A 23,310-nucleotide genomic window follows, 5' to 3' on the forward strand; every position below is an offset into this window, starting at 1 on the left:
TTGGAAACCTGTGAATTACCCATTAAGAAATCAAATTTTGTATCTTTTAAGGGAAAGATTTTTAAATAGTATGAAAACGCACCTTTGTTGTTTATTGACTTTTTGGGGGTTTATATTGAGTTGGGGTCAGGAAACAATACAAATAGATTCATTGAAAAGACTGCTTCATGAGAATAAGGATCCGACAGAAACTGTGAGACTTTCCAATGAACTTTTTGAATCATATTTATATACTTCGTTGGATTCTGCTGATCGGTATCGCAAACAAATAGGACAGATTTCAAAACAGAATTCCTATACTCAAGGCAACTATTTCTACAATTCCCAAAGCGGTAGATTCTATTTTGCAAAATCCAATCTAGATAGTGCATTTTTTTATATCAAAGCGGCCGCAACCATCGCAGAAGAGTTGGACAACAAGTCCTATATGGCGGATAATTATAAAAAAATATCGATTATCTATGATGTTTGGAGGAATGACTCTTTGTCCTTAATATTTATTAATAAAGCTTTGGTAAACGCTAAGGAAACAGACGACTGGCGTTTGCTATCCTCTATATATGTGGCACTCGGAAATCGTAGTTTTCAATCCACGCAATATCCGGAAGCATTATCCTATTACCTAAAATTGGACTCAATCTACACAAATCAAAATAGCCTAGACAAATCATTGGCTGCAGCATACTCCAATATTGGCCTGATATACTCAGAACTTAAAGACGCACAAGCAGTCAAGTATTTGAAAAAGAGTATTGATGTGTACCAAAAACTAGGACATCAGGAAGGAATGTATTATGGTGAAGCGGCTTTGGGTATCCATTATGAACTTCAAGGTAACTGTAAAGCTTCCATTCAACATTTATTAAAGGCAGAAGACTTTTACGAGGAATATAAGGATGCCAATATGCTTGCCGAAATATACATGAGACTGGGCAATTGTTATTTAAAAGAGGATATTGGAAAAGCTGAAAAATACCTTTTAAAAAGCAATGTGGTTTCTGAAGAGGCACAACGGATTACATTTTTGGCCACCAATAATCTAGTACTAGGCAATCTATATATAACCAGGAAAGAATATCGGAAAGCCATATCGTATTTTAACAAAACCATTGAACTAGTAAGTGGTTTAGAGAATAACAAATCAGAGAGACTTAATGTTTTGGCAGCATATAAAGGATTGATAAAAACGTATACTAAAATAAAGGATTTCGAGGCCGCCGTAGCAACCTATGAGAAAAGCACTGTTTTGGAAGATAGTGTTAAAAGGTACCAAAACCATTTGGCAGTTGAAGAACTGGAGAGGAAGTACCAAACAGAAAAAAAAGAACAGGAAATAAAATTGCTTACCTCACAAGCGGAATTGGAAAAACAAAAAGCGAAAAATGAGAAAAGCCTTTTTATTGCCGGTATTTTGATTTTGGGTCTTGCGGTTATAGGGCTTTACTTTCTTTTTCGCAACAAGCAAAGAACCAATGATAAACTCAGGCAGTTAGAGGCTGCCAAATCCAGGTTTTTTGCAAATATTTCCCATGAATTCCGCACTCCACTAACCCTTATTTCTGGACCTGTGGCACATCAATTGTCAAAGGAGCAATTATCATCGGAAGATAAAACGGACTTGGGTTTGATCCAACGAAACGCAAATAGATTGTTGGATTTGGTGGATCAACTTTTAGATCTCTCCAAGATTGAGGCCGGTCGTAGAAAGTTGAAAATATCAAAAGGGAATCTGGAGTTGTTTCTTAAACATCTGGTGGAGCCTTTCAGCTATCAATCTGTTAGAAAGGGTTTAACCTTTAATAGTAATATAAAGCCTACGGAAGAGGCTTGGTTCGATAAGGACTTAGTTGAAAAAATAATAGGAAATCTTTTGTCAAACGCACTTAAATACTGTGATGAAAATGGTAAGATCGATTTTAAGGCAGAAATTGTAAAAGATAAGGTTTGCATCCATGTTACCAACGATGATAGAAATTTGACTGAAAGGGATCTTCCCAAATTGTTTGATCGTTTCCACCAGAACAATTCGGTAAATCAAGGTTTTGGCATAGGGCTGTCTTTGGTAAAAGAATTGGCCCACCTATCCCATGGGGAAGTTAAGGCAGATAAACCCAATGCAGGAACGGTTCGATTTAGTGTTACTTTGCCAATTTCCAAAAAAGCATTTGCAAAGGATGAATTGGCCATGGAAAATAGTCTTTTGGAAAGTGCTAAACCTAACCCCATTGCAAAGATGATCTCTATGCCAGAAGAGGAAGAGCAAATTAATGATGAAACTTTACCATTACTGCTGATTGTGGATGACAATGAAGAGATCAGACTCTTTATAAAATCATTATTGAAAAACGATTATCGTGTACTACAGGCAAAAAATGGAAAAGAAGGGGTAGAGGTGGCATTTGAAACAATACCTGATTTAATAGTTTCTGATGTTATGATGCCTGTTGAAGATGGGATATACTTGGGAAACCGTCTTAAATCGGATGAGCGTACCTCCCATATTCCTATTGTACTGCTAACGGCAAAATCTGCTGAAGAAGACGAACTGGCGGGACTTAAGACAGGTGCTGATGCTTATATGACAAAACCTTTTAAAGAAGAAAAATTAAGAGTGGTCATTGAAAAATTGATTGCTTCTAGAACGGCAATTCAGGAAAAATTCAGCAAACAGATATTTCTTAAACCCAACGAAATTGAACTAACTTCCTTAGATGCCCAATTGCTCCAAAGAATCCAAGTTATACTTGATGACCTACTGACGGATCCAAATTTTGGGGTAACAATGTTTTCGGACCAGATTGGTTTAAGTAGAATGCACTTACACCGGAAATTGAAAGCGCTGACCGGATATTCTACCACGGAATTTATAAGGGCCCAACGACTTAAGCTTGCTGCCCAACTTATTAAAAAAAAGGGAGTGAATATCTCGGAAATCGGATATGCCGTAGGGTTTAACCAACCGGCATATTTCTCTACATGTTTTAAGGAATATTTTGGTTGTTCCCCTTCTGAATATACCTCTTGACAAATTATAACCCACAACAAAATAAATCTTCTTGACAAAGCAAATGAAGAACCTTGGCCATGGGTGAACAACCTTTATTTTCGCTTTACGGAAATTGGTTATCTATATATTAGGGGTGTTTGGAGCACAAGAGGTACAATGAGTCCTGAGAAGTAACATTTCCATGATTTTTCCCGTATCAACACCTAAAATATGGAGGAATACGATTTCGCATTTTTTGCTAACTTTTCCCTTAGCATTGCGAACGCCTTGGTAATCTGATTTTCAACGGCTTTACGGAATATTACAACAACGATAAGTTGGAAGGTGAATCTGCCGGAAAGGAACACTATTCCAAACTGAATTACAAATGGTTGAAAGCCCCTATCGAGGGAATTAAGGATGATTTCTTTTCTGCAAGATACACAGGCACCTTGAATGGCAAACCCTATAACCTGGGTTACATACACCATGATGCCATCATGGAAGGTAGTGAATTGATTTTTGAGATGGGACCAGAACCAAATACGGAATGGGGAATTTCGAAGTAAGGCGTTAAGCGGAAAAATTCCGATAACAAAAAAAATATAAAGGATTAATGCCTTATCTTTTGTATATTTTTCAGATGGGGTATCAAGCATTTTTTGGGGTTGTATTAGTTGTTATGGTTTCCTCCTGTTCACATAGGATTAAGACAGGCGGAAAAGAAGTTTATGCCGGAAATCCGGTGTTGAAAGGCTGGTATGCCGATCCAGAGGGAATAATTTTTGACGATGAATATTGGATATATCCCACCTATTCCGATGATTACGGACAACCAGATAAGTCAACCGTATTTTCAGTATCCCAATTGGAGGCCCAGAAAAACACCATCAATCCCCAATACCTCAAGCAAACCTTTTTCAATGCTTTTTCATCCAAAGACCTGATTAGTTGGACAAAACATCCCCATGTTTTGGACATCAAGAATGTACCATGGGCATCATATTCGGTGTGGGCACCATCGATTATCCGTGTCAATGCGAAATACTACCTGTTTTTCTCTGCCAATGATATACAGCGTGAGGCGGAACTGGGAGGGATAGGTGTGGCCATTGCCGATAATCCTGCCGGCCCTTTTGTGGATGCCTTGGGAAAACCCCTTATCAATGGGATTAAAAATGGTGCCCAGCCAATCGATCAGTTCGTTTTTAAGGATGATGATGGGGAGGTTTATATGTATTACGGGGGTTGGAGGCATTGTAATGTGGTAAAATTGAATGAGGATTTTTTGAGCATCAAACCTTTTGACGATGGGGAAATATATAAGGAAATCACTCCCGAGAACTATGTTGAAGGCTCTTTTGTGTTCAAGCGAAATGGGAAATACTACTTTATGTGGTCGGAAGGGGGCTGGATGGGACCGGATTACAGCGTTGCCTATGCCATTGGCGATTCACCGATAGGGCCTTTTAAGCGAATCGGGAAAATTTTACAACAGGATTCAACCATTGCAACCGGGGCCGGACATCATTCTGTCTTTAAGGTTCCCCATACCGATGATTACTATATCGTATACCACCGACGCCCCATAGATACCGATCAGGCCCATCATCGCGAAACGTGTATTGATAGAATGACCTTTGACGAGGAGGGTTTTATCAATCCGGTTAAAATGACTTTTAAGGGGGTAAGGAAAAGGATATTGAAAAAGGAATAGTTTCGTTAGGTGAATTCCCATATCGATCATCTTATTCCTTAGGTTTTCAGACTACGGGTTTTTATACTGATGGAATGTGATGAAAGAAATGGTTGTCTCAGGGTTGTGATAGCGGTAACGGGAAACAGGGTGTCCTAAATTCTTAGTTGAAAATAGTATCTTCGACACAGTCAATAAAATATAAAATGCCGAAAAGCAATAGGTCCAGCTCTTGGATAACCGTTTTGAGTGAATTGGTAGCCGTCTTTTTTAAAAGTATGCGTCTAAGCAAACGAGGAAGAACCTGGCACCAACACGTGGTACCGCATGAAAACGGCTGGGCGGTACGTCGCGAGGGCAACAAACGTATCACCTCTACCCACCGACGCCAAGATACGGCCATTAATAAAGCAAAACGATTGGCTCGGAAACACAAGGCCGATGTGATCATCCATAGAGCGGATGGAACCATACGGGACCGTATTGGTTATGACTGATTCCTATTTCTGATAAATGGATGGCTTCCCAATTTGTGTCCCGTGATCGCAATGACACTCCAACTGCTTTTTAAAAAGGGACTTTCCTCTTTTTTGTTTTTAAGGGTTTGCGTAAATTGGATTTATAGATCGTAAACAGATTACAAGAATCGAATGACCCAAAATTTTAAAAGTCTGTGGGATAGGTTAATCCATACTCCTGAAAAAGAAAGAGTTCATCTCGGTTATGTTCAAGGATTAAATGTTTGGAGGTACTCTTTGAATATACCCTACCACCTTTTTTCTTGCATATTTACGATGTTAACAAATGAACGGGAATACATTGACCAATCGACTACTAAACCTTATTTATCATGAAAGAAAAACTAAAAGTCCTTAAAATTTTACACATCACCCTTTGTGTGGGGATGGTGCTTGCCTATTTGTATATCGGCAATCTTACTTCGCTCGACTTTTTAAAATTTCCCGAATTGGATACGGAGGTGATGGTGTATTTATGCATCCCCTTTGCGGCTATTTTTTTGGGCAATTTTCTTTTTCGGTCTCAATTGGATAAGATAGACCACAAAAAGAGTTTGGAGGAAAAAATACCGTTTTACCAAGGTGCATCCTTGGTACGTTGGGCCATTTTGGAGGGTGCGGCGCTAATTATCCTTTTCTTGAAGCCGGCATTGGTGGTTCTTGGCATTTTCATTATCGTGTATATGATCTTCCTGCATCCATCCGAAGCACGTATAAAACATGACCTTAGACATACAGGGCGGTAAAAACCCCATAGAAGTGGTGATTGGGTACCATATACTTTGAACAGGTCATTGATTTGGCTATTCAATACCTTCCAAAGACAACATTTTTTCGGCATATCGGGTGCCTAATTGGCGAACGCCCTCCGAATTGAAATGTACATGGTCTTCCCTTACAGGGCAACCTGTTGATGAAATCACATGGGCCGTAGGTATTGTTTCGGGCAAGGTATTGATGATAGGGTTCATACTGGCGCAGACCCCGTTTTGGTCTACACCAACAACCTCTCCGGCCAATAAGGGAACCTCTTCGGCGGTAAGTCCTAAATCTGTCAACATATTGTTATAAACCTTCTGTACATACTTGGGCCATTGGCGATCATCTTGATTCGTTTCACCCTGATGCAGGAGTATACCCTTGATTACACCATCTTTTTGGGCTTTTTTGGCCATTGCTATAAGACGTGCATAGGGGTTTCCACCATAGGCGGCGATCTTATCGGTAAACCAGGCTTCCCTATAGGTCTCCGTATAATCCTCGTAAATATCCTTATCGAATAAGCGAATATCACAACCGCCAATAGCAACATTGATTACCCCTACCGAAATACTGTCCGGTAGTTTTTCAATCATGGTGCGTCCAAAATAATCGGCAGGGGAGAGTCCAGACCAGCATTGGCTCAATGGGGGCACTGCAGTGTACCAAAACCCTTTTTGCTTTCCGACATCCGGACAGTCCGTGGTGGGCATTACCTTAAAGCGACTGCTTACGATGAGGTCTTGGGGCTCTATCGTAGCAGAACCTTCCATATTCGATTGACCAAAACAGAGGTAAATATGAAGATTGGGATCTTGGGAAAAGATATTCATGGTGGTCATAATCAATATTAAAAAAGGGAGTACAGGTGTTTTCATTCCTTTATTTCTTTGTACAGAAGGGATTATTAAAGCTGCTTTCCACATATAACAAAATACGGGGCAAAGCAGCTGATAATCAAAAGTAATAAAAGTAACCGATAGTTTTTTTGCCAAACCACACCAACCAAGGTTTCACTTTTTTCTTTCCAAAATTTGGTCGATCAGGTATTCCCGGTTCCTTTATCGATTTGGGAATTGGAGAGGAAAGACTCTTGGCATTCACATTAAGTGCTACCATAGCGTTGACCCTCTTTGCCTTCCGCGTTCTTAACCTACCTACACTTATGCAGACAGGATGAGGTTTGGATCATATCGTTCAGGGAAGCCAATCACGTCACAAGGAAGATTTAAGACAGGGGAAAGACTTGATAATCAACAGAAAACCAGTGTGATCGACTAACCGGCCAGCATCAATAAAAAGGGTAGGCTATGGTTTACCAAAAATCGAATGAAGGCTTTTATCCAGAAGCACTAGGGTTGTCCTAAGGTGAAAATAGAGGGTTTAATATGGATTGGAGTAACTTTTATTTCCTATCTTTTTCGTCGTTTATTGGTGCTAATTAATTTCCAAGGACTTTTGAGAATTGCTATTTCATCTATAGTTATCCCCGAGTATTGGAGAGATAAATAATACAAATGATATGGCCAAAGTACAGGAATCATCCAACAACCGACTTCTTTCCCTTGATTTTTATCGGGGCGTAACGATGTTCTTGCTCATAGCGGAGTTCTCCCACCTGTTCACATATATGGTGGCTCCCGAATTTGAAGGAACCATTGTACATGCTATAGGGGAACAGTTTCATCATATGGAATGGGAAGGGATGCATTTTTGGGACCTGATCCAACCATTTTTTATGTTCATAGTAGGGGTGGCCATGCCATTGTCATTCCATAAAAGAATTGCCAGGGGCGATACGTACAATCAAGTTTTTAAACACGCACTAAAAAGGGCTTTTCTAATGTTGGTCTTGGGTTGGGCCTTATACTGCATAGACCCAGGGAAAATCGTCTTTAGGTTCCAAAACGTACTTGCCCAGCTTTCGGTGACCTATATTTTGGCCTTTATCATTTTAAAAAGGCCCGTGGCTGTTCAAATCGCTTTTTCTGTTTTTCTGATTCTTATTTCAGAGGCACTTTACAGGTTTTTCCCGTTAGAAGGCTTTAATCATGCATTCCTCCCCGGCGAAAACTTTGGTGCTTGGTTCAATATCCTTATTTCAGGGAAGGAAGATGGCGGCCATTGGGCAATGTTCAATGCCATACCTACTGCGGCCCATACGATTTGGGGTGTTTTGGCAGGCCAATTGATGATGGGCAATAAGACAGATAAAAGAAAGTTACAGATTCTTTTGGTAACGGGTGTTTTAGGACTGATAATAGGATTCGGCCTAAGCCCGTTTACCCCAATCATCAAACGTATCTCTACAAGTACATTTGTCTTTGCCAGTGGTGGATGGTCAATCTTAGCGCTTGCCTTATGTTATTGGTTGATTGATATGAGAAAGTATCAAAAAGGGGTCCTGTTTTTCGCGATTGTCGGAATGAACCCATTATTTATCTATCTCTTTGCCCATGTGGGCGGGGCCGATTTAATCAGGAAAATCGTACTCCCCTTTTCAAATGCCATTTTCGCAGGGATGGGCGAAGTATACGCCATGCTCATCTTAAGCATTATTGTACTTTTCTTCCTCTGGTATCTTTGTTATTGGTTATATAAAAAGAGGATTTATATCAAGATATAAATAACAGAACTGCTAGAATCAGCAGTATCGAAACCGATTGGGACCAATGGATGTTTCCCCAAATGGCCGCTGCCATAAAGTTGCACCTTGAATATGGCAATGGTTTTTTATGGCAGTCCTCTAAGCATACTAAATCATTCCACTGGATTGTTTGGGGTATAAACCCTTATATTTCGTTGAAACTACAACACCCTTTTATTTTATCGGATAAAATTTGGTTTTAGTCCAAAACCCGTACACAAATGATATTTCACCTGTAATATTGCGAGTTGAAAATAAAATTTACAGCTGATGCGAACGAGGATAGATTATGTGGAAATAGGACGGTTTCTAATTTGTTTGGGGCTTTCATGGATCGCTTGGATGGGGATGTACCATACCGGTTCCATTTTTTAGTCCATACAAGACAACAAAGACCTAAAACCAATGTGAGGCATATTTTTCAAAAGGTCTTATTTTATTAAGATCATAATTGCACCCAGGGCAGTTAGTACGAGAATCATTTTGCGGTAAAAATCCTCTTTTATGATCTTTACCAAACGTACTCCGACAAAAAGTCCAAGAAAGATCGCAGGGGCCAATTTAAGGTTGATCAATAAAGTTTCTGGGGTGATGGTACCCCAAGCCCAAATATGAAAAGGGAGTTTGAATAGGTTGATAATCAGGAATAACCAGGCTGCGGTACCGATAAACTCGTTCTTGGGCAGCCGCATGGCTAAAAAGAAAATATTACTGAAAGCCCCAGCCAAATTGCCGATCATGGTGGTAATACCTGCTAGGACACCTATGAATCCGGCAAAGGACCAATGTGAGGGAACGTTCTTGGTTTTTTTTCGGTCCCACCAATACATCATCACCACACTACCTAAAATAATGATGGCCATTCCGATCTTAAAGGTTTGCTCATCGAGGTCCATCCCAATAAAGACCCCGATTAAGATCCCCACGATAATCCAAGGTAAAAACCGTAGAATATATGACCATTGGCAATGTCTGTTGTAATAGACGACGGCAAAGATATCGGCTAGGATCAGTAAGGGAACTACGAGTCCAGTCGATTCCTTGGCGCCAAAGGCCAATGCCATTAGGGTTACATTGATGATGGCCACCCCCTTGATTCCTGCCTTGGAAATGCCGACCACAAAGGTCGCAGTCAATGCCATGATCCATGCCATTGTTGGTATATCTGATTGTATTGATAGGAGCACAGACGTTGTTTAGCGATCAATGCACAAATGTATCCTAAAATATTTATCTTTATCCTTTAATCAACAAACTACCCGATGGTAGCAACCGCCTTTTCCATTGATATTCCGAATTTCATCACAGAACCTGTTCAATTAGATTTGTCTTCAGGTAATAATAGATGGTGGAGTTCTTCAAAAATTATTAATAACTGGAGCGTTGAAAGTTTTTGTTCACATCATATACTTATTAAATGCTAAAAGGGCACGAGTTATTTTTTGAAAATTTTGTCGGGCAGACAATGTTGAAACGATAAATGGAAACAAAATTTAAAAAAATATGAAAACAGATGTAATAGTAGGTGTTGATATTGGAGGCACTTCAATAGGAGCTGGTTGTATTGTGGACAAGAAAATAATTAGGACCTACTCCCTTCCTACAGGGGCCGAAAGGACTGCTGAGGAAATACTTGAAACGCTTTATGAGGTTATTGATAAGGTGATGCTCCCCGAAACGAAAGCAATTGGTGTTGGTGTCCCTGGATTGATTAATGCGGGAAAGGGAGAAATTGTTAAAATTTCAAATATTCCCGCATGGAACGGTTTGGGTCTCGTTAAAAAAATCAGTGCACGCTTCAATATACCCGTATATATCGAAAATGATGCGAATTGTTTTGCCTTGGGAGAAAAACATTTTGGCAAGGGACAAAAATTCAATAACATGGTTGCAGTAGCCTTGGGAACTGGTGTTGGTGGTGGTATCATCATCAACAATAAACTGCATTCGGGCTTATTCGGCGGTGCGGGAGAGGTAGGTCACATGCCATATAAAGACAGTATTTTTGAAGCTTATTGTGGTAGTGGTTTCTTTAACAAAATAAATACTATTACCGGAAAGGAGTTATATGATAAAGCGATGAAAGGGGATAAGGATGCTTTGGCTCTCTTCAACGAATTTGGACATCATATCGGTAAACTCGTCACTACCATTTTATATATACTCGCACCTGATGCCATTATTTTCGGAGGCTCTATCAGTAAGTCGTTCCCGCTTTTTAAAGATGGTATCCAAGAGGAATTGGCTGAATTTCCTTTTGATGTAATGAAAGATATTATAGCTATTGAGCAATCAGAGCTTGACGACATCGCGATATTGGGTGCCGCCGGTTTATATTATAATGCCTAACGATTTCTAATCAACTTAAATTCTTATTATGACCAATTCTAAAAAATCGAATTACATCATTCCACTGGCAATTGTTAGTGTCCTATTTTTTGTCATAGGTTTTGGTGTTGGGATCAGTGGTTTCCTGACCCCATTTCTTCAAGACGCATTTGACCTATCCACATCCCAATCGTATCTAGTCACTGCCGCAATTTTTTCGGCTTTTGTGGTGTTTGGGGCTCCTGCAGGATGGATTATTAAAAAAGTTGGCTATAAATACGGAATGGTCATCGCCTTTTTTGTAATGGCCATAGGAATGGTGCTTTTTGTTCCATCCTCCAACATGCTTAGTTTTCCTTTATTCCTGATCGCTCTATTTGTAGGTGGGATTGGCAACACTATCTTGCAAGCTTCGGTTAACCCATATGTTACCATTATTGGACCAAAAGAGAGCGCAGCCATGCGCATGAGTCTTATGGGTATTTTTAATAAATCGGCCTGGTGGCTGTCATCGTTGTTTCTTGGCCTGTTCATGGATTTGAACAATGTTAAACTCGATGATGTTATTGTTCCGTTCTATATTGTAACCGGCATTCTAGTGGCATTGGGCATATTCATGATTTTTGCCCCACTACCGGAAGTGAAGGCCGAAGGTGAAGATGAAACGGACGAAGCGGCCATATCTGGTTATGCTGCGAATAAAACAAGTGTTTTTCAATTTCCACACTTACTGTTGGGTGTGCTTGCCCTGTTTATCTACGTTGGGGTAGAAACTTTGCCAATGGCATCGATAATTGGTTTTGCAAAAGCGGTATTTGGGGATTCGGTACAGAACCTTGATAGTTTTGCCATGTATGTTCCATTGGGGCTGGTACTGGGATATGTCTTTGGGGTTATTATGATTCCTAAGTTTATGTCACAAACCGTGGCACTCAAATTGTTTTCTTGGATAGGAATAGTATCCGCCTTATTATTGATTTTCTTACCTGGTGAATATGGTATTTATTGCATGGCACTTATTGGTTTTTCCAACTCTCTTATGTGGCCGGCCATCTGGCCCCTTGCGATTGCAGATTTGGGTAAATTCACAAAAACCGGTGCGTCTATGTTGGTCATGGGTATTGTAGGGGGAGCTGTGATTCCTTTAATTTTCGGTTTTTTGATTGATGCGGTCAAAACTACCGAGGTTGCTACGGTTGCAAATTATCAGACCGCTTACTGGTTATTTATCCCAGCTTACCTGTATATTCTCTATTTTGCCGTTAAAGGAAGTAAAATCAGAAAGTAGTTATTCTAAAATCTAAAGATATGTTATCGGAATTAAACAATATCGCTAAACAATTTCAAGTTGAAGGCGAAATAGAATCCATCAAACCCCTTGGTGAAGGTTTTATCAATGACACCTATATTTTAAAAACCATCGGTGAAGATTCGCCTAACTATTTGTTTCAGCGAAAAAACAAGACAATTTTCAAGGATGTACCTTCCATGATGGATAACATCCATAACATAACAACACATCTAAAAGCGAAAATTGTTGCGAATGGCGGCGATCCTTTACGCGAGACAATGACCCTGACCAAAACCCACGATGGTAGGCTTTATCAACTTGATGAAGAGGGCGAATTCTGGACGATGTGCCTTTTCATTGACGACAGTGTGTCCTACGAATCGGCAGATACCCCAGAACTAGCCTATTCGGGTGGTAAGGGCATAGGAAAATTCCAGCGCATGACTTCTGATTACAAAGGACAACTTGTAGATATCCTACCCGGTTTTCACAACATCCGCTTTCGCTTTGAACAATGGGATGAGGTATTGGCAAAAGATCCTGTTGGACGTAAAAGCATGGTAATGGAAGAAATCTCATGGATAGAAGACCGTCGTGAAGAAATGTTGCAATTTTGGACTTTGGTTGAAGAAGGCACCATTCCTACACGTGTAACACATAACGATACCAAGATAAACAATATTTTGTTCGATAAGAAGGGGGACGTTTTATGCATGATCGACCTCGATACGGTGCTGAGCAGCACTGCTTTGAATGACTTTGGCGATGCTATGCGGTCATACACCAATACCGGACTTGAAGATGATACGGAATTGGATAACGTGTCTATGGATTTGGAAATTTTCACGGCATACACCAAAGGATACCTCGAAGAGGCAAAATCGTTTTTAGTAGAGTCTGAAATGGATTATCTGGCGTTTTCGGCCAAATACATAACCTATGAACAGGTGCTTCGTTTTTTAATGGATTATATTGCTGGTGACACCTATTATAAAATTAAAAGCCCTGAGCACAATTTGGTTCGTACACATGCACAGTACAAATTATTACAAAGTATGGAGGCCCAATTTAAGACCATGCAGGATGTTGTTAAGTCTTACTTGTAAGAGTTATGGAAGCTGTTAAATCATTGGTGATTCCGTTTATCTATGATCTTGATGGGATTCCCTTGGAGCAACTTAATAAGACACTTGCCTCCTCTGGGTTCTCGAGTAAAATAGATTAAATTGACTGGGAAGCATATCGTTATAAGCCTTCGGTGGATTTTTACCTAGCGCACAACAATCAGCATCTTTTCATATTTTACAAAGTAATTGAAGAAAATCACGAGCGAAGCATATAAACGAAAATAATGCCGTTTGGGGGTAGTTGTGTGGAGACGTTTATCTTGAAAGGTAAAAACGAGCGGAAATTCAATTTTGAAGCTAATTGTATTGAAACAGCCCTTGTTCGTTTTGGCAAAGGACGGCACAGTAGGTTTCATCCGGGGCCAGCCAATTTCCCCACTGGGGACTAATTATCATCAACCTGTTTTTTAGAGGGTTAGTATTGGAATAATGCCGATTAAAACAAAAGGGGGCTTTGTTGTCTGTATGGTAAAATTGATATTTTTTTCAGCCATTTGGTTTAGGATATCGATATGGAATATGATAAAATAACGATTGCAGAACATACCAAAGCATATGGGAAATCCGTTATCACTATCCGTGTGATTATACCAAACCAACCCTTATTCGGATTATGAGATTATTGTCTTTACTTGCCCTTGTCCTTTTGACAACCACATCAAGTTTATTTTCCCAGAACACCACTTATGAAAAACATTGGGAACACTTGTTCAGGAATGAACGAAAAGAAGCTTTGTCGACCTTGCGCAAATCAAAGGATGACGATATTGCCTATTTTTTATCGCAGGAGATCATAAAGGCGGAAAACGGAAATTTCACCAACCCTGATGATTTTATCCAACAATTGATGGCGTATAAGGATTTTGAGTATTACCTCTATGCGCTATGGACACAGAATTTCTTTTTCGACGGCTATATTGAAAGCGGTTTCAATAATAAGAACAGTAAGAATATCAAGGATATCGATCTGGGTCTCATAAAGAATCCTACGGTTTTGGAAGCCATGAAATACCTGAAATCCATAGTTGCAAGACATAATAACGACTGGGAGGGCTACTACCGGAAGAATTCGGAAATGGCATCCATTAAGAAATGGCAGTATTGTGGCACCTTTGAGAACCTGAATGGCAGTGGTTTGGATATTGCCTATGAGCCTGAGGAAAAAGCCTATTCCGAAGAGGATTTCAATGCCAATAGCAATGGTTTTGTCAATTGGTACAACAATGGTGCCTTAGCAAGGGAAGCCTATCAATTTTACTCCAATCATTCCGAATATGGGGCGGGTGTCAATTATGCGCAGACCTTTATTGCCAACCCTATTGGGCAAAGGGTGGTTTTGCGCTTGGGCAGTTCGGCCTTGGCAAAGGTTTGGGTCAATGATGTCGTGGTTTTGGAAAACACCAATGATGGCATCACCGACCTCGATGCCTATAATGTTGCATTTACATTGCCTAAAGGAGTAAACCGAATATTGGTCAAGAATGCCGACCAGAGTGGGATCGGGTATTTTATCGCCCGATTGACCGATGTTGACGGAAATGCACTCAACAACCTGGAAGTAGACCCAACATACCGTGCCTATAACAAAAGCAGCCTGGCCAGCTTGCAACCCGTAGGTGTTGATAATTCGGTGGAAGCCTATTTTAAGGTGAAAGTTGCCCAAAACCCAAATAACTTCTTTTATACCTATTGTTTGGTAAGTACGTATTTGAGGAATTCAAAATACACCGAGGCCAAAAAAATCATTCTGCCATTGATCAAAGCCCATAACAACAGCTCCTTTTTAAGGCGTTTGTTGATTTTGAGCTATAATTTGGAAAAGGATTATACCTCCTCCCAAGAACTTCAAAAGAACATTGAAAAAGACGATGGGAAATATTACCTGTCGTATGTATATCGCTTTCAGGAGTCTGGAGAACTTTTTAAGTTGCCCATCAAGGAATTCGAAAAGTTTACCGATGAGTTCAAGGCGGCAACCGATATGCCGATATTACAGCATTCGGCGGACTTGATGTTGAGTATCCGGAAAGAGGATAAGGGTGCTATCAAGGAAAAATTGAAATATATAACCACCAATTTCAAGGATCAGACAAAACTGATCAAGTTGTACATCTCATTGTATTCCGATTATTTGAACGAGGATGAAAATGCGATTGAGGTATTGGAATCGATCAATGACCTTTATTTCGACTATCCGGCCCTTAAAAAATTGGCTGGCTTCTATGACAAACAAAACAAAAAAGAACAGGTAATACAACTTTTCAAAGAACAGTACAACGATGTTAATAGTAGTAATTCCTACCTGAAGGACTATATTGAATACCTGCATGAATATAAGAAATATGAAGAATCGCTGCCCTTTATCAAAAAGGTATTGGACAATTATCCCTATTCCTTTATTGGGATGGAGTATATGGGAAATGCACTGGAGCAGTTGGGCAGGAAGAAAGAGGCCTTGGTGTATTACAAAAGGTCGTTGAAGCACAATGGTGGCAATAGTGCGCTCAGAAAGAAAATTGAAGACCTTTCCGGAACCAAGGATTATTTCGAGGACTTGGCAACTGGGGAGATTTATGATTTTATCGCCAAGAACCGGAATAAGGAAACCAAGAATAATTATGGGTACAATTATTTGCTCGATGAAACCTTGGTGCAATTATATGCTGAGGGTGGCTACAGAAACAAAAACAGTTATGTGGTCGAGATTACTTCGGAAAGTGGTATAGAATCAATGAAAGAACTTGATTTAGGACTTCGGGGGAATTATCGAATTACCAAGTCGGAAATTGTCAAACCCACCAAAACTGTGGTGCCTGCATCAAAAAATGGATCCAATCTGGTATTCGGTAAATTGGAGGTCGGGGATGTTATTTATATCGATTATGAAAGTAGCTCGAGTTCAAGTGGGAGGTTTTATAAGGATTATGTAGATTATTTTCAAATGGATTCGTATCACCCAATTCTAAAGAATTCACTTAAAATCTTAGTGCCAAAGGAAAAACCGTTCAAATTTCGCATGATGAATGGGGGAGTGCCCCACCAGGAAAGGAAAATGGACGATTACATTTGCCATATTTGGCAAATAGACAATCTGAAACCCCTGGAACAACAAGAAGATTACATGCCCAGTATGGCTGATATTGCAAGATATCTACACATAAGCACCATTGATTCATGGGATGATATTGCCACGTGGTATGCCGATCTTGTCCGCCCCCAAATGCAGATTAATTCCGATGTGGAGGAGGCCTTTAAAGAAATATTTCCCGAATCGGTCGATATGTATTTTGACAATGAAAAAGCGGAGCGGATCTATTACTACTTAATGGAGAACCTAAGTTATAGTTATGTAAGTTTTAGGCAAAGTGGTTATGTGCCACAGCGACCTGCAAAAACCATTAAATCCAAGTTGGGCGATTGTAAGGATTTTTCAACCCTATACGTGACCTTGGCGCAAATGGCGGGATTAAAGTCCCATTTGGTTTTGGTATTGACCTCGGATTATGGTAAGCAAGCAATGCTATTGCCAAGTCAGGATTTCAATCACTGTATCGTAAAGGTTTTTATTGATGGTAAGCCACAGTATTTGGAACTTACCGATAATAACCTGCCCTTTAAGTCCATACCCACAAGTTTGGAGAATGCCACGGCCTTGGACATCCCCAATAAAGTGGTTAAGGATGTTCATCAGGGGGTTTATTTACTTAATGACATTGCCCATACCCCAACTGTCATTGAGAGTAATATGGTATATCGGTTAAAGGACAAAGAACACCAACTGAAAATTGAATCGGTTTTAAAGGGTAGTATCAATTCGAATTACGCAAGTATCCTGAAAGAAGATAATTATGAGGTCATCAAAACAAAGATCACAGATGATTTTAAAGGAAGGTTATTAGAGGATTTTAGTTTGGATTCCATTTACGATATCCAGTATGATATAAAATCACCCGTAATCGCCTACACCTCGGATTTGACCATTAACGAAACCATTGATGAAATAGGAAGTATGAAGGTCTTTCGAATTCCGGCGGTGAACAATGCGTACAACAGTGGAATTATTTCGGATGAAAAAAGGAACTTCCCTATCGAATACATTTTCTATGAAAATGCCGATGTCTATAAATCATCCTATAAAATTTTACTGGGCGAAAATGAAAAATTTGTTGAGGTGCCTGAAAGTGTCGATTTTAAATACAGGAAGCACAGCTACAAAATCACTTATGAGTTGATAAAACCTAATGAATTGCAAATCGATATACTGGCAAATACCTCAAAGGAAAGGATTGAACCCAGCGAGTATGAAGCGTTCAAGTCTTATGTGAAATCGGTATTGGATACAAAAGAACAATTGATTGGCTATAAAAAGATAAAGCCACAGCCCTGATTTTGGCGAGAGGGTACCCAATACCCAAAAGTCTCCTTCTGCAATAGGGTAAATAACCTAAATAAGTTAACTTTATTTCGTTAAAGCATGCATTATGAAAAATAGGGTTATATCAGTCGATATTTTTAGGGGACTGACCATTGTGTTGATGATTTTAGTGAATACCCCGGGAACCTGGTCGCACGTGTATGCACCGTTATTGCATGCTCATTGGCACGGGTATACCCCGACCGATCTTGTATTCCCTTTTTTCCTTTTTATAGTAGGTACTTCCATTGCGTTTGCCTATCAGCATAAGACAGCGTCTGGGGCCACGTATAGGAAAATCATAGTACGTAGTTTAAAATTGGTCGGACTTGGATTGTTCCTAGGGGCGTTTACCATTACTTTCCCATTTATAAAGGACTTTGCCGACATCAGGTTTCCAGGGGTGTTGCAGCGTATCGGCGTGGTCTTCTTCTTTGCTGCCCTATTGTTCATGAATTTCAATTGGAAAAGCCTGATAGGTATCTGTGTGGCATTTTTGGTCGGCTATTGGTTGTTGATGGCCTATGTACCTGTTGAGGGGGTGGCATCTACTTTTGATCGGGCCCCCAATAATTTGGCGAATTATTTGGATGTCAAGATATTTGGTACCCACAACTATAAACCCGATTATGATCCCGAGGGACTGTTGAGTACCCTGCCCTCCATTGCAACCTCTTTATTGGGAATTTTTACAGGCCTGATCTTGACTTCTAAGAGGGAGCGTAAAGAAATGGTGCTAATGGGAATGGGAGCGGCTATGTTGGTCCTGGGGTATCTCTGGGATATGGTGTTCCCAATCAATAAAGCCCTATGGAGCAGTAGTTTTGTGTTAGTGACCGCTGGGTGGGCCAATATGTTCCTAGCCCTAATCTATTATCTCTCCGATGTTCGGGGAATTGCATTCGGGGGTATTTTCAAAAAAGTGGGGGCCAATGCCATCACCATTTATTTTCTATCGAGCTTTACCGGTAAGGTCATGGGTAGGATACCTGTAGGCGACACGTCCTTGCACGGGTGGCTTTTTCAGAAAGTCTATGTACACGATTTTATGTCTATGGAACTTTCCTCCCTTTTATACGGACTAACCGTGGTAAGTTTTTATGTACTACTTGCACATGTCCTCTATAAAAAGAAAATATTCATAAAGGTGTAAACCTTTTTATTGGGAAAGGGGTTGCATCATTCGAGCAACGTATTTTCCGATTACATCAAATTCCAAATTCACGGTACTGCCTACTTTATAGGTGTTGAACCTTGTGTTTTCGTAGGTATAGGGTATGATGGCCACACTAAAGGTGTTGGCTCCAGAATCAACTACGGTAAGGCTGACGCCATCAATGGTGATCGATCCCTTTTCGATGGTTACATTATTATAGGTAGTATCATATTCGAAGGTAAAGAACCAACTACCATCTTTTTGGGATACGGCAATGCATTTTCCTGTCTGGTCTACATGGCCCTGTACAATATGCCCATCCAATCGGGAACCAAGGACCATGGCCCTTTCCAAATTCACCTTGTCCCCCACTGTTAATTCCCCAAGATTGGATTTTTGTAAGGTCTCCTCAATGGCGGTAACAGTATAAACTGGACCCTCAATGGCCACCACGGTTAAACAAACACCATTATGGGCAACACTTTGGTCAATTTTCAATTCGTCGGTTATGCCCGACTTGATGCTGATATGAAGATTGCCCCCTTCTTTTTCCAGTTGTTGAACTTCTCCCAAAGATTCGATTATTCCCGTAAACATGTGTCGTTTAAATTAAGTAGTTTTGTGTAATTGAATTAGTGTTATTTTTTAGTAATAACCACTACACAAAGGTAATTATATAATGCAGGAAAGCCGAATAATAAGGGTAGGAATATCAATAGGGGATTTAAATGGAATTGGGTGTGAAGTGATACTCAAGACTTTTGAGGATACACGTATGTTGGAATTTTGCACGCCAGTGATTTTTGCTTCCAACAAGACCATAACCCACCAAAAAAACGCCTTGGGGATTACCATTAACTATAATGGGGTGCATGATGCGTCCAAAGCGATTGATGGTAAGACCAATGTAGTCAATGTTTGGAAGGAAACCCCTAAAATCGAATTTGGTAAAGAGACCAAGGAAGGTGGGGCTTATGCCATTAAATCGCTACGGGCTGCCGTAGAGGCACTAAAAGAAGATAAAATAGATGTATTGGTCACAGCACCTATCAATAAAAAAAATATACAGTCCGAGGACTTTAAATTCCCCGGGCATACGGATTATCTGGCCAAGGAGCTTGAAGGCGAAAGTCTTATGTTCATGATTACCGACGACTTAAAGGTAGGGTTGCTCACCGATCATATTCCGGTCAAGGATGTGCCGGCCTCCATCAATCCCATAGTAATACGGACCAAAACACGTATCATCGAGAAATCGTTACAAATGGATTTTGGTATACGAAGGCCTAAAATCGCACTTTTGGGCATAAATCCGCATTCTGGGGACCATGGGGTAATCGGTAAGGAAGATGAAGAGATAATGAAACCGGTCATTAAGGAGATGTCCGAAGCTGGCCACTTGGTATATGGACCTTATTCGGCAGATAGTTTTTTTGGGTCCGATGGGTATAAAAAATTCGACGCCATTCTTGCTGCCTACCACGATCAAGGACTCATACCTTTTAAAACACTGTCGTTTGGTAATGGGGTAAATTATACGGCCGGACTTTCGAAGGTGCGGACATCACCCGATCATGGTACTGCATACGAAATAGCCGGTCAAGGTAAGGCCGACCATAATTCGTTCAAGGAGGCGCTTTTTAAAGCGATACAAATATTCAAGAATAGGGAGGAATACCGTCAGTTGACGGAAAATGCCCTGCAAAAACAGAAGATTAGACGCTGATTTGGGGCACAATCAACCAAAATATGATTTTTTTGATGCCTTTTACGGGATAATTTCTTTCCAGTCAAAAGCAAATCAAAGATTTAGGTGTCAATAATTGGCGTTTTAGAAAAAAAAAGTATCTTTGCACCCGCCTTAATGTGGGCGAAAGTATTAAAAACAAGTGTTGAAGTGATGAAGCAAAAGGAGTTCAGTATTCCTTTCTCTGGTTTGAAGCAAGGAAAACACGAGTTTGATTATAATATAGACAATACGTTCTTTGAATCTTTTGGATATAATGAGTTTAATGATGCATCATTGGAATTGCATGTGGTTCTCAATAAAATGAGTACAATGTTGGAATTGGAGATGCAGACAGAAGGCACGGTGAATGTAGATTGTGATACAACCAGCGAACCCTATGACCAGGAAATTTCCGGTAGTATGGAGTTGGTGGTCAAATTCGGTGACGAGTTCAATGACGAGAATGATGAGATTATAATTATTCCCCATAGGGAACATCAAGTGAATATTGCACAATACGTTTATGAAATGTTGGTATTGGCCGTACCGCAAAAAAGGATTCATCCAGGTGTTTTGGATGGGACCTTACAATCGGAAGTACTCGATAGGTTGGCCGAACTTAGTCCAAAAGAAGAAAAAGACAATCGTGAAGATAGTGATCCCCGTTGGGATGAATTAAAGAAGTTACAAACGGATAAATAATTAATAATGGCACATCCTAAAAGAAAAATTTCCAAAACCAGGAGAGATAAGCGAAGAACGCATTACAAAGCAGTAGCCCCTACAATTGCCAAAGACCCAACAACTGGTGAAATGCACTTGTATCACAGAGCGCACTGGCATGAAGGTAAATTATACTATAAAGGACAAATTCTTATAGATAAGACCGAGGAAGCCGAGGCTTAGACTCGATTCTTAAGATAATAACGACCCCCTGCTTGGATAAAGCGGGGTTTTTTTATGTCTTAATGTCAATCAATTAGCACAAGAACTATTGGGGCATTTCAATATTGGGAGAATAATCTGACAAAGGTGAATATGCTCAAATTAGTCACAAACAATGACTTTTTGGACAGATAGTCGCAAAAAATCATTATTTTTCCCCACTTTTGATGCTTTTTTGAAAGTTTTTGATTTATAACATAAGCTAATATGGGTAAACTAAGTGCAGCGATCACAGCTGTCGGGGGATATGTCCCTAAATTCATCTTGACCAACCAAATGCTCGAGGGCATGGTTGATACCAATGATGAATGGATCACTACACGAACGGGCATCAAAGAGCGAAGGGTGCTTAAGGAAGAAGAGGGGCAAGGCTCTTCGTACCTGGCAATACAAGCCGTACATGATTTAATGAAAAAAGGGGATGTTGATCCCACCGAGATAGACTTGGTCATAGTAGCTACCGCAACCCCAGATAGCCTTGTAGCCTCAACAGCGGCTTTCGTAGCATCTGAAATAGGGGCGACCAATGCTTTTGCCTATGATCTTTTGGCCGCTTGTTCCAGTTTTTTGTTTGGTATGTCTACAGCGGCCAGTTATATTGAATCGGGTAAATACAAAAAGGTTTTATTGATAGGGGCCGATAAAATGTCCTCTATAATTGATTATACCGACAGAACAACATGTATTATCTTTGGGGATGGCGCCGGAGCCGTTCTTTTTGAACCCAATACCGAAGGTTTGGGCATGCAGGATGAGTATTTAAGATCGGATGGTGGTGGAAGGCCTTATTTAGGCATGGACGCAGGTGGGTCTTTAATGCCGGCAACGGAAGAAACCGTAAAGAACAGAAAGCATTTTATTTACCAGGAAGGTAGAACCGTATTTAAGTTTGCGGTTTCCAACATGGCTGAAGTCGCTGCCAAAATCATGGAGCGCAACGACCTTGATGATCAGGATGTGTCATGGTTGGTGCCCCATCAGGCAAATAAGCGTATTATAGATGCCACTGCCAATAGAATGGGATTGGACCAATCAAAAGTAATGATGAATATCAATAAATATGGTAATACAACATCCGCTACCTTACCTTTGTTACTTTATGATTATGAAAATCAGTTAAAGAAAGGGGACAATCTTGTATTCGCTGCTTTCGGGGGTGGATTTACTTGGGGTTCCATTTATCTAAAATGGGCATATAACAAATAAGCAATCAATTATATAAATTATTTTCCATGGATATTAAAGAAATTCAAAGCCTAATTAAGTTTGTCGCCAAATCGGGTGCGAGTGAGGTGAAGTTAGAAACTGATGATATTAAGATCACCATTAGAACAGGTTCAGCAACCAGTGGTCATGAGACTACTTATGTGCATCAAGTGCCAGTTGCCCAGGCAACCATGGCACCAGTTGCTGCTGAGGCACCTGCACCTACAGCCGCAGATCAAAGTAAGGCTGAGGAGGATTCTAAATTCATAACCATCAAGTCACCGATCATTGGTACATTCTACAGAAAACCTTCGCCAGATAAACCTTCATTTGTAGAAGTGGGGTCGACTATAGCCAAAGGGGATGTTCTTTGTGTTATTGAAGCGATGAAATTGTTCAATGATATTGAATCTGAAGTTTCTGGTAAGATTGTTAAGATATTGGTCGATGATGCATCTCCGGTAGAGTTTGATCAACCTTTGTTCTTGGTTGATCCATCTTAGTGCAT

20 protein-coding genes are annotated in these 23,310 nt (G+C 40.2%); 17 read left to right on the forward strand and 3 right to left on the reverse strand.

Annotated features, from left to right (window positions below):
* The first annotated feature begins 70 nt into the window (after window positions 1–70).
* From LX92_RS01465 to LX92_RS01485, 5 genes are all read left to right on the forward strand, one after another.
* Window positions 71–3,025, forward strand: a complete 2,955-nt coding sequence (locus LX92_RS01465) for a response regulator (RefSeq protein ID WP_109648496.1) — start codon at window positions 71–73, stop codon at window positions 3,023–3,025.
* A gap of 299 nt (window positions 3,026–3,324) precedes the next feature.
* On the forward strand, window positions 3,325–3,555 hold the full coding sequence (locus LX92_RS01470; RefSeq protein WP_109648497.1) for a hypothetical protein: 231 nt from the start codon (window positions 3,325–3,327) through the stop codon (window positions 3,553–3,555).
* Between the two features lie 47 nt (window positions 3,556–3,602).
* Window positions 3,603–4,703, forward strand: coding sequence for a glycoside hydrolase family 43 protein (locus LX92_RS01475; protein WP_223308306.1), 1,101 nt, complete (start codon window positions 3,603–3,605; stop codon window positions 4,701–4,703).
* A gap of 185 nt (window positions 4,704–4,888) precedes the next feature.
* Window positions 4,889–5,179 (forward strand): DUF2188 domain-containing protein, encoded by a 291-nt coding sequence (locus LX92_RS01480; RefSeq protein ID WP_109648499.1) that lies wholly within the window; start codon window positions 4,889–4,891, stop codon window positions 5,177–5,179.
* 353 nt (window positions 5,180–5,532) lie between these two features.
* Window positions 5,533–5,946: an MFS transporter gene (locus LX92_RS01485; protein ID WP_109648500.1), complete on the forward strand. Its 414-nt coding sequence runs from the start codon at window positions 5,533–5,535 to the stop codon at window positions 5,944–5,946.
* A gap of 57 nt (window positions 5,947–6,003) precedes the next feature.
* Here the strand turns inward: LX92_RS01485 and LX92_RS01490 are convergent, their stop codons facing one another.
* Window positions 6,004–6,837: a sialate O-acetylesterase gene (locus LX92_RS01490; RefSeq protein WP_190263529.1), complete on the reverse strand. Its 834-nt coding sequence runs from the start codon at window positions 6,835–6,837 to the stop codon at window positions 6,004–6,006.
* 644 nt (window positions 6,838–7,481) lie between these two features.
* On the opposite strand from LX92_RS01490, the gene LX92_RS01500 reads away from it, so the two are divergent.
* Window positions 7,482–8,585, forward strand: coding sequence for an acyltransferase family protein (locus tag LX92_RS01500; RefSeq protein ID WP_109648502.1), 1,104 nt, complete (start codon window positions 7,482–7,484; stop codon window positions 8,583–8,585).
* Window positions 8,586–9,037: 452 nt separating this feature from the next.
* Here the strand turns inward: LX92_RS01500 and LX92_RS01510 are convergent, their stop codons facing one another.
* Entirely contained in the window at window positions 9,038–9,760 is a 723-nt protein-coding gene (locus tag LX92_RS01510; RefSeq protein WP_109648504.1) for a sulfite exporter TauE/SafE family protein, read from the reverse strand.
* 349 nt (window positions 9,761–10,109) lie between these two features.
* Here LX92_RS01510 and LX92_RS01515 point away from each other — a divergent pair, with 349 nt between their 5' ends.
* The 6 genes from LX92_RS01515 (at window position 10,110) to LX92_RS01545 (ending at window position 18,919) form a co-directional block, all read left to right on the forward strand.
* Window positions 10,110–10,955: an ROK family protein gene (locus tag LX92_RS01515; RefSeq protein ID WP_109648505.1), complete on the forward strand. Its 846-nt coding sequence runs from the start codon at window positions 10,110–10,112 to the stop codon at window positions 10,953–10,955.
* Window positions 10,956–10,983: 28 nt separating this feature from the next.
* Window positions 10,984–12,222, forward strand: a complete 1,239-nt coding sequence (locus LX92_RS01520) for an MFS transporter (protein ID WP_109648506.1) — start codon at window positions 10,984–10,986, stop codon at window positions 12,220–12,222.
* Window positions 12,223–12,242: 20 nt separating this feature from the next.
* A complete protein-coding gene (locus LX92_RS01525) occupies window positions 12,243–13,331 on the forward strand; it encodes a phosphotransferase enzyme family protein (RefSeq protein ID WP_109648507.1) in 1,089 nt (362 codons plus the stop codon).
* A gap of 245 nt (window positions 13,332–13,576) precedes the next feature.
* Window positions 13,577–13,741, forward strand: a complete 165-nt coding sequence (locus tag LX92_RS23030; RefSeq protein WP_109648509.1) for a carbohydrate-binding family 9-like protein — start codon at window positions 13,577–13,579, stop codon at window positions 13,739–13,741.
* Between the two features lie 224 nt (window positions 13,742–13,965).
* Window positions 13,966–17,739 carry a transglutaminase domain-containing protein gene (locus LX92_RS01540; RefSeq protein WP_109648510.1) on the forward strand — a complete coding sequence of 1,258 codons (3,774 nt, stop codon included), beginning with the start codon at window positions 13,966–13,968 and terminating at the stop codon, window positions 17,737–17,739.
* A gap of 94 nt (window positions 17,740–17,833) precedes the next feature.
* Complete coding sequence (locus LX92_RS01545) at window positions 17,834–18,919, forward strand: acyltransferase family protein (protein ID WP_109648511.1); 1,086 nt, start codon at window positions 17,834–17,836, stop codon at window positions 18,917–18,919.
* Between the two features lie 6 nt (window positions 18,920–18,925).
* Here the strand turns inward: LX92_RS01545 and LX92_RS01550 are convergent, their stop codons facing one another.
* Complete coding sequence (locus tag LX92_RS01550) at window positions 18,926–19,519, reverse strand: riboflavin synthase (RefSeq protein ID WP_109648512.1); 594 nt, start codon at window positions 19,517–19,519, stop codon at window positions 18,926–18,928.
* An 82-nt stretch (window positions 19,520–19,601) separates the two neighbouring features.
* On the opposite strand from LX92_RS01550, the gene pdxA reads away from it, so the two are divergent.
* The 5 genes from pdxA to accB all read left to right on the forward strand — a co-directional run bounded on the left by pdxA (window position 19,602) and on the right by accB (window position 23,305).
* The gene (gene pdxA / locus LX92_RS01555; protein ID WP_109648513.1) at window positions 19,602–20,648 is read left to right on the forward strand and encodes a 4-hydroxythreonine-4-phosphate dehydrogenase PdxA; all 1,047 of its coding nucleotides are present in this window, start codon (window positions 19,602–19,604) and stop codon (window positions 20,646–20,648) included.
* A 174-nt stretch (window positions 20,649–20,822) separates the two neighbouring features.
* Entirely contained in the window at window positions 20,823–21,353 is a 531-nt protein-coding gene (locus tag LX92_RS01560; RefSeq protein WP_109649031.1) for a YceD family protein, read from the forward strand.
* Between the two features lie 6 nt (window positions 21,354–21,359).
* The gene (gene rpmF, locus LX92_RS01565) at window positions 21,360–21,557 is read left to right on the forward strand and encodes a 50S ribosomal protein L32 (RefSeq protein WP_109648514.1); all 198 of its coding nucleotides are present in this window, start codon (window positions 21,360–21,362) and stop codon (window positions 21,555–21,557) included.
* Window positions 21,558–21,803: 246 nt separating this feature from the next.
* Window positions 21,804–22,802, forward strand: a complete 999-nt coding sequence (locus tag LX92_RS01570; RefSeq protein ID WP_109648515.1) for a beta-ketoacyl-ACP synthase III — start codon at window positions 21,804–21,806, stop codon at window positions 22,800–22,802.
* Window positions 22,803–22,828: 26 nt separating this feature from the next.
* Window positions 22,829–23,305 carry an acetyl-CoA carboxylase biotin carboxyl carrier protein gene (accB, locus tag LX92_RS01575; RefSeq protein WP_109648516.1) on the forward strand — a complete coding sequence of 159 codons (477 nt, stop codon included), beginning with the start codon at window positions 22,829–22,831 and terminating at the stop codon, window positions 23,303–23,305.
* Window positions 23,306–23,310: the final 5 nt, after the last annotated feature.

The sequence above is a fragment of the Maribacter polysiphoniae genome, from assembly GCF_003148665.1.
GTDB lineage: Bacteria > Bacteroidota > Bacteroidia > Flavobacteriales > Flavobacteriaceae > Maribacter_A > Maribacter_A polysiphoniae.